7 protein-coding genes are annotated in these 6,018 nt (G+C 36.1%); 2 read left to right on the forward strand and 5 right to left on the reverse strand.

The annotated features are described in order from the left end of the window. The 4 genes from VIL26_05465 to VIL26_05480 form a co-directional block, all read right to left on the reverse strand. A partial coding sequence (locus tag VIL26_05465; protein HEY8390381.1) for a sialidase family protein occupies positions 1 to 398 on the reverse strand: 398 nt, incomplete at its 3' end. A 270-nt stretch (positions 399 to 668) separates the two neighbouring features. Then, a complete protein-coding gene (gene glpK / locus VIL26_05470; protein ID HEY8390382.1) occupies positions 669 to 2,153 on the reverse strand; it encodes a glycerol kinase GlpK in 1,485 nt (494 codons plus the stop codon). A 48-nt stretch (positions 2,154 to 2,201) separates the two neighbouring features. Then, on the reverse strand, positions 2,202 to 2,663 hold the full coding sequence (gene nrdR, locus VIL26_05475) for a transcriptional regulator NrdR (GenBank protein ID HEY8390383.1): 462 nt from the start codon (positions 2,661 to 2,663) through the stop codon (positions 2,202 to 2,204). 95 nt (positions 2,664 to 2,758) lie between these two features. Beyond that, positions 2,759 to 3,262 (reverse strand): YlmC/YmxH family sporulation protein, encoded by a 504-nt coding sequence (locus tag VIL26_05480; protein ID HEY8390384.1) that lies wholly within the window; start codon positions 3,260 to 3,262, stop codon positions 2,759 to 2,761. A 152-nt stretch (positions 3,263 to 3,414) separates the two neighbouring features. On the opposite strand from VIL26_05480, the gene sigG reads away from it, so the two are divergent. Then, the gene (sigG, locus tag VIL26_05485; GenBank protein HEY8390385.1) at positions 3,415 to 4,182 is read left to right on the forward strand and encodes an RNA polymerase sporulation sigma factor SigG; all 768 of its coding nucleotides are present in this window, start codon (positions 3,415 to 3,417) and stop codon (positions 4,180 to 4,182) included. 190 nt (positions 4,183 to 4,372) lie between these two features. After that, on the forward strand, positions 4,373 to 5,230 hold the full coding sequence (rfbD, locus tag VIL26_05490) for a dTDP-4-dehydrorhamnose reductase (protein ID HEY8390386.1): 858 nt from the start codon (positions 4,373 to 4,375) through the stop codon (positions 5,228 to 5,230). Between the two features lie 20 nt (positions 5,231 to 5,250). Here the strand turns inward: rfbD and VIL26_05495 are convergent. Beyond that, a partial coding sequence (locus VIL26_05495; protein ID HEY8390387.1) for an EamA family transporter occupies positions 5,251 to 6,018 on the reverse strand: 768 nt, incomplete at its 5' end.

Genomic DNA, 6,018 nt, shown 5'->3' on the forward strand with positions numbered 1-6,018 from the left:
TTTTTTAAAGTTATCTGACCTCTTACAAAGGTGTAAGTTTCCAAATACGGTGTAGCTCCAGCATTAACCCATGTGTAACCGCTGTCATAGCTTTTCATCATAATACATTTCCAATCAACAAAATAGCCATTATGAACAGTCAAAAACAGTGTTACTTCGTTGCCGAGAACCATAACTTCTGTATTATATACAGCCTGTCCGTCTTCGGGATAAACAAGTTCTTTTTGGCTCCAAGTCATACCTTCGTCTTTGCTGCGAAAGGCATATACCCTGTTTAACGGCGCTGGTTCTTTCACATCTCCGCATTGGCAAACTGTCAACAAATCTCCATTGGGCATTCTGCGAACAATGGGCTCACAACTCAAAGTATCCATGTGTATTAATTTGATTTTTGTCATTTGTTAAAACCCTCTTATCCAATCTTATACCTCATTATAATCCAAAATCACATTAAAAAACATTATAAAAAACCGTTAAGTTTTTCATATTTTACGAGAACTTAATTTTAAAAAAAATGATTAAAAATTATTTATAAAAATTTTCTTAAGAAATTAGCTAATAAAAGTCATTAATCAAAATAATAAATCAGCAGTATTTTTAAAATGAAAAAATCTGCACGATTTTATAATCTGTTCTTTTATTTGGTCTATTTAGAAAGCAGTTTTAAATCATATTTTTCTAGTTCTTTGGACCGCTTTGTGCCAATTATCAATTAATGTTTTTCGGTGTTTAGGCTCTATATTTGGATAAAAGATTTTTTCTTCATTGTTGTTTTTTAGCTCTTCCACGCTTTGCCAATATCCGACCGTAAGCCCTGCAAGATATGTGGCTCCCAGCGCAGTTGTTTCCAAAATCTTAGGACGGGCAACTTCCACATCCGCAATATCAGCCTGAAACTGCATCAAAAAATCATTGGCACATGCTCCGCCGTCAACTGCAAGGCGCGTAATTTTACTGCCCAAATCTTTTTCCAAAGCGGCAAGAACATCCAGACTTTGGTAAGCGATTGATTCTAATGCTGCTCTGATTATATGCTCTTTTTTTGTTCCTCTGGTTATTCCGCAGATAATTCCTCTAGCGTCTGCATCCCAGTATGGCGCACCTAATCCGGTAAAAGCAGGCACTATAAAAACGCCGTCTGTATCGCTGACTTTTCTTGCATATTTTTCGCTTTCGGCGCTTGTTTTAATAAGTCCCAAACCATGTCTTAGCCATTGAATTACCGCACCGCCTACAAAAACACTGCCTTCTAAGGCGTAAAAAGGCTTTTGCGACGTGCTGGCACAAAGAGCAGTAATTAGTCCTTGCTTGGATTGAACTGCTTGTTCGCCTGTGTTTAGCAACAAAAAACAGCCCGTTCCATAAGTGTTTTTTATATCTCCTGAGTTTATGCAAAGATGTCCAAAAAGTGATGCCTGCTGGTCACCCGCAGCGCAAGCAATAGTAATTTTGGCACCCATAACATGCTCATCCGTATAACCCATAAGATGTCCTGACGGATAAGTTTTGGGCAACATACTCTTAGGGATCTCGAATAATTCTAAGAGTTCGTCATCCCATTGCAATGTGTGGATATTAAAAAGCATTGTGCGGGAAGCGTTGGTGTAATCAGTTGCATGAATCTGACCGCCGCTTAGCTTCCACATAAGATATGTATCAATCGTTCCAAATAATAGTTCACCGCGATTTGCCGCAGCCCTTGCTCCAGACACATTATCCAAAATCCATTTTATTTTGGCTGCCGAAAAATACGCATCCATAACAAGCCCAGTTTTTTTGTAAATCATATCGGCAAGACCTTGCTTGGACAATTTTTCTATCATATCAGCAGTGCGTCTGCATTGCCATACAATAGCATTATAAATCGGCCTTCCGCTGATCTTGTCCCAGACTATCACAGTCTCACGCTGATTGGCAATGCCTATCGCGGCAATGTCCTGAGGTTCAATTTGGGCTTTTTTTAAAGCGTCATGAAAGACATTGATTTGAGTTTTTATAATATCTTGAGGATTATGCTCTACCCAACCTGGTTTTGGATATATTTGTTTGAATTCTTTTTGTGACTTGGAAACTATGTTGCAATAACGATCAAAAATAATGCATCTTGAACTTGTAGTGCCCTGATCAAGCGCAGCGATATACTTTTCTTTCATCTTTTTCCCCTTATCTAAAATAAAATAAAAAGTATCTAAAAAGCTAATTTATTCTTTGATTTTATGTTCAAACTCTTCTATAAAATCCATAAAAGTGTTAATGTCTTTAAATTTACGGTAAACTGCAGCAAAACGGATATATGCAACCTCGTCAATTTCCTTGAGCCCCTGCATAACCATTTCGCCTATTTCATTTGACGGTATTTCTCTTACCATCGAATTGTTGATTTGTTTAACAATATCATTAACAAGTTCATCTATTTTTTGAATAGGAACAGAACGCTTTTCGCACGCTTTAATAATTCCAATACGGATTTTATCAGGATTAAAGGGTTGACGATTTCCGCCGTTTTTGATTACCAAAACTGGCGTTGTTTCAATGGTTTCGTAAGTAGTAAAACGCTTTTTGCATTCAAGACATTCTCTGCGGCGTCTAATAGAATTATTTTCATCAGTAGAACGGCTGTCAATAACTTTGCTTTCTTCATAGCCGCAAAACGGACACTTCATGGTATACCCTGCCCTTTTTTCTTTTATTATACAACATTTGTCCGTTTTGACCAATAAAAATTATATTTATATAAAATGCGGCTTGCCGATTTTGGCTAGCCTTTGTGATCGTAATATTTCATAAAGTAATTTATGTTTTGATCTTTAGAGGTTTTATAATAAGCGCCTTTTTGGTGCATTGGCCTTTGGGCATCCATATAGTAGCCGCCATTATTGCCTCCATTGCTAAAATTATCTGACCAATCATTATCATCATTATTAGGCATAAAATCAATGCAAATATCTTCATCAAAACAACCGCATCGATCTCTATCCCTGTCTTTGTCTTTTTCGCAGCCTTTAGGGTGATGAACTGACGAATGCGGTCTTAATTCTACCAAAATAACATCTTCGCCTATTTTTTTGATGTCGCACCATTTTATGAAAATATCATCCGTTGCTTTAAAAAAAGACCATTTTTTGATTCCTGGCACAACAAAACCTTCGATATGCCCTTTTATATTAAAAACAACATCAATAAGCCTGCCGAGTTTGCGCCCGTCAACCAGATTGATTACGTCTTTTTTTCTAAGTTCACAATATGTAAGCTGTATTTCCATAAAACCTTAAAAAATCCTTAGTAGATTATATATGATCGCTATGACCTTTTTGTGAAAACAATTTTTCATAAAATTTTTTCATCAACTTAGATAGTATAAAAGCCCAATCAAAAGCCAAAACTATAAGACATACTTAGGATTTTGGAGGATATATGGCAAAAGTTGTAATATGCGGTCTTGACACATCTACTCTCCCAAAGCTTTCAAATCAAGAAATAATGGATCTGATGAAAAAACTAAAAGCCGGCGACGAAGAAGCCCGTCAACAGTTTATTATAGGCAATATGAGATTGGTGCTATGCGTAATCCAAAGATTTATGGGCAGAAAAGAAAACATTGACGATATTTTTCAGGTAGGCTGTGTGGGACTTATTAAGGCTATTGACAATTTTGACACCTCTCTTAATGTTAAGTTTTCTACCTATGCTGTGCCTATGATTATAGGCGAAATCAGAAGATTCTTGCGAGACAATAACAGCGTCAGAGTCAGCAGGTCGCTAAGAGATACTGCATACAAAGCTTTGCAGGCGCGCGAAGCATTGGAGCTAAAATCCAATAACGAGCCCACTATGGAAGAAATAGCCGCCGCCATAGATATGCCGGTAAGAGAAGTGGTGTATGCTTTGGATGCGATAAGCGATCCTGTTTCATTGTTTGACCCTGTTTATCATGACGGCGGAGATACTATTACATTAGTTGACCAGTTGAGAGATGAAAAAAATTCTGACGAAAACTGGACAGAAAATGTAGCCTTAAAAGAATCAATTAGAAAACTTGCAGAAAGAGAAAGACAGATATTATATCTTAGGTATTTTGAAGGCAAAACCCAAATAGAAGTAAGCGAAGAAATAGGAATTAGTCAAGCTCAAGTTTCAAGGCTAGAAAAGAACGCACTAAAGACTATTTCTAAAACAATGTAAAAAATTTAACGGCTTTTATCTTGAAAAGCCGTTTTTTTTTGCTATTAACACCCAGTAAATAATCTTTTCGCCAAATTATTATAAACATATTCATATTATAAAAAAACTTCATAAATGCTATATCAAAGTCTTGCAACATATATATAAAGTGTCAAAGAGAGATTTTTGTATTATAGGGAGGTTTGATATTATGAGTATTTTGGTAACTGGCGGTTTTGGACAATTAGGTCAAAGCGTGATAAAAAAAATAAAAGAAAATGATTTACCTGTTTTGGCTTTTTCAAAATATCAGTTGGATATAACCAATTACAATAACTTGGCATTATGTTTTGAAAATAATAAGCCGGAGGTTGTAATACATTGCGCTGCATACACCGATATGGATAAGGCTGAGACCGACAGAGAAAAATGCTTCAAACTCAATGTGTCTGTAACGCAAGATATAGCTAAATTATGCAAGCAGTATGACTCCAAACTAATTTACATAAGCACCAGCTATGTTTTTGACGGTTCAAAAGATCAACCCTACGAAGTAACTGATCAGCCCAAACCTGTTAATTATTATGCAAGAACAAAATTTGAAGGCGAACTTGCAATAAGAAATACTGTTGAAAAGTATTTTATAGTGCGTACTTCATGGCTTTTTGGACAAAATGGAAATAACTTTGTGAATTCTGTTATTCAAAAATCCAAAAGCAATACTTCTTATTATGAAATTGACGATATCTTTGGCTCCCCTACCTTTACTGACGACCTGGCTGACTTGATAATATCCATGATACAAACTCAAAGATATGGTACATATCACGCAACCAACGAAGGCTCATGCTCTCAATATGATTTTGCCAAAGAAATAGTCGAAACAATAGGCGCAACCAATTATCCCAAAAAAGTAAGCTTGCAAAATTTCAAAACAATAGCCAAACGCCCTAAAAACACCGTATTATCCAATGCGTCTTTAGATATAGGCGGCTTTAAAAGACTATCCGATTATCACGATGCTTTGAGAAGATTTGTTAAAACCTATCAGTCAGAAGTCATAATATAAGGGCAGCATTTAATATAATCTTACAACAGCATCAGCAATGTTCCTGCGACAATTAATACAAGTCCAATTATTGCTTTTATAGAAAGCTTTTCTTTAAACACTATGTATGAAAAAGCTATTGTTATAAGAATGCTGAGTTTGTCTATGGGTACAACTACGCTTGCAAGTCCGTCTTGCAATGCTTTGTAATAGCAAAGCCAAGAAGCACCTGTTGTTATTCCTGACAAGCATATAAACATCAGTTCTTTTTTGTCAATGTGCTTAATCGTATTTTGCTTGTTCTTGACAAAAACCACTATCCACGCCATTACCAAAACTACGCCGGTACGGATTGCAGTACCTAGATTGGATTCTATACCGCTGATACCTATTTTCCCAAAAATCGCGGTTAGACTTGCAAACACCGCAGAAAGAATGGCATAAACAAGCCATATACTTTTTGACTTTTTTTCAGAAGATTCTTGACTTTTCTTTTTTTCGACCATTAATATAGTGCCTATTCCTATGGCTACAATGCAAAAGCCTTTTAATAGCGTGATTTTTTCGCCCAAAATAATAAAGGCAAGAATTAATGTCAAAACAGTGGACGATTTATCAATAGGAACAACCTTGTTTACATCGCCTAACTGCAAAGCCTTAAAATAACAAAGCCAGGATGCGCCTGTGGCCAATCCTGACAAAATCAAAAAAATCAAAGTCTTAGTGCCAATATTAGTTATGCCTGTATATGAACCCACTATAAAGACCATAAGCCAAGCGAAAATTAAAACAACAATAGTCCTAATAGC

Source organism: Clostridia bacterium (assembly GCA_036562685.1).
In the GTDB taxonomy this organism is placed as follows: Bacteria; Bacillota; Clostridia; order Christensenellales; family DUVY01; genus DUVY01.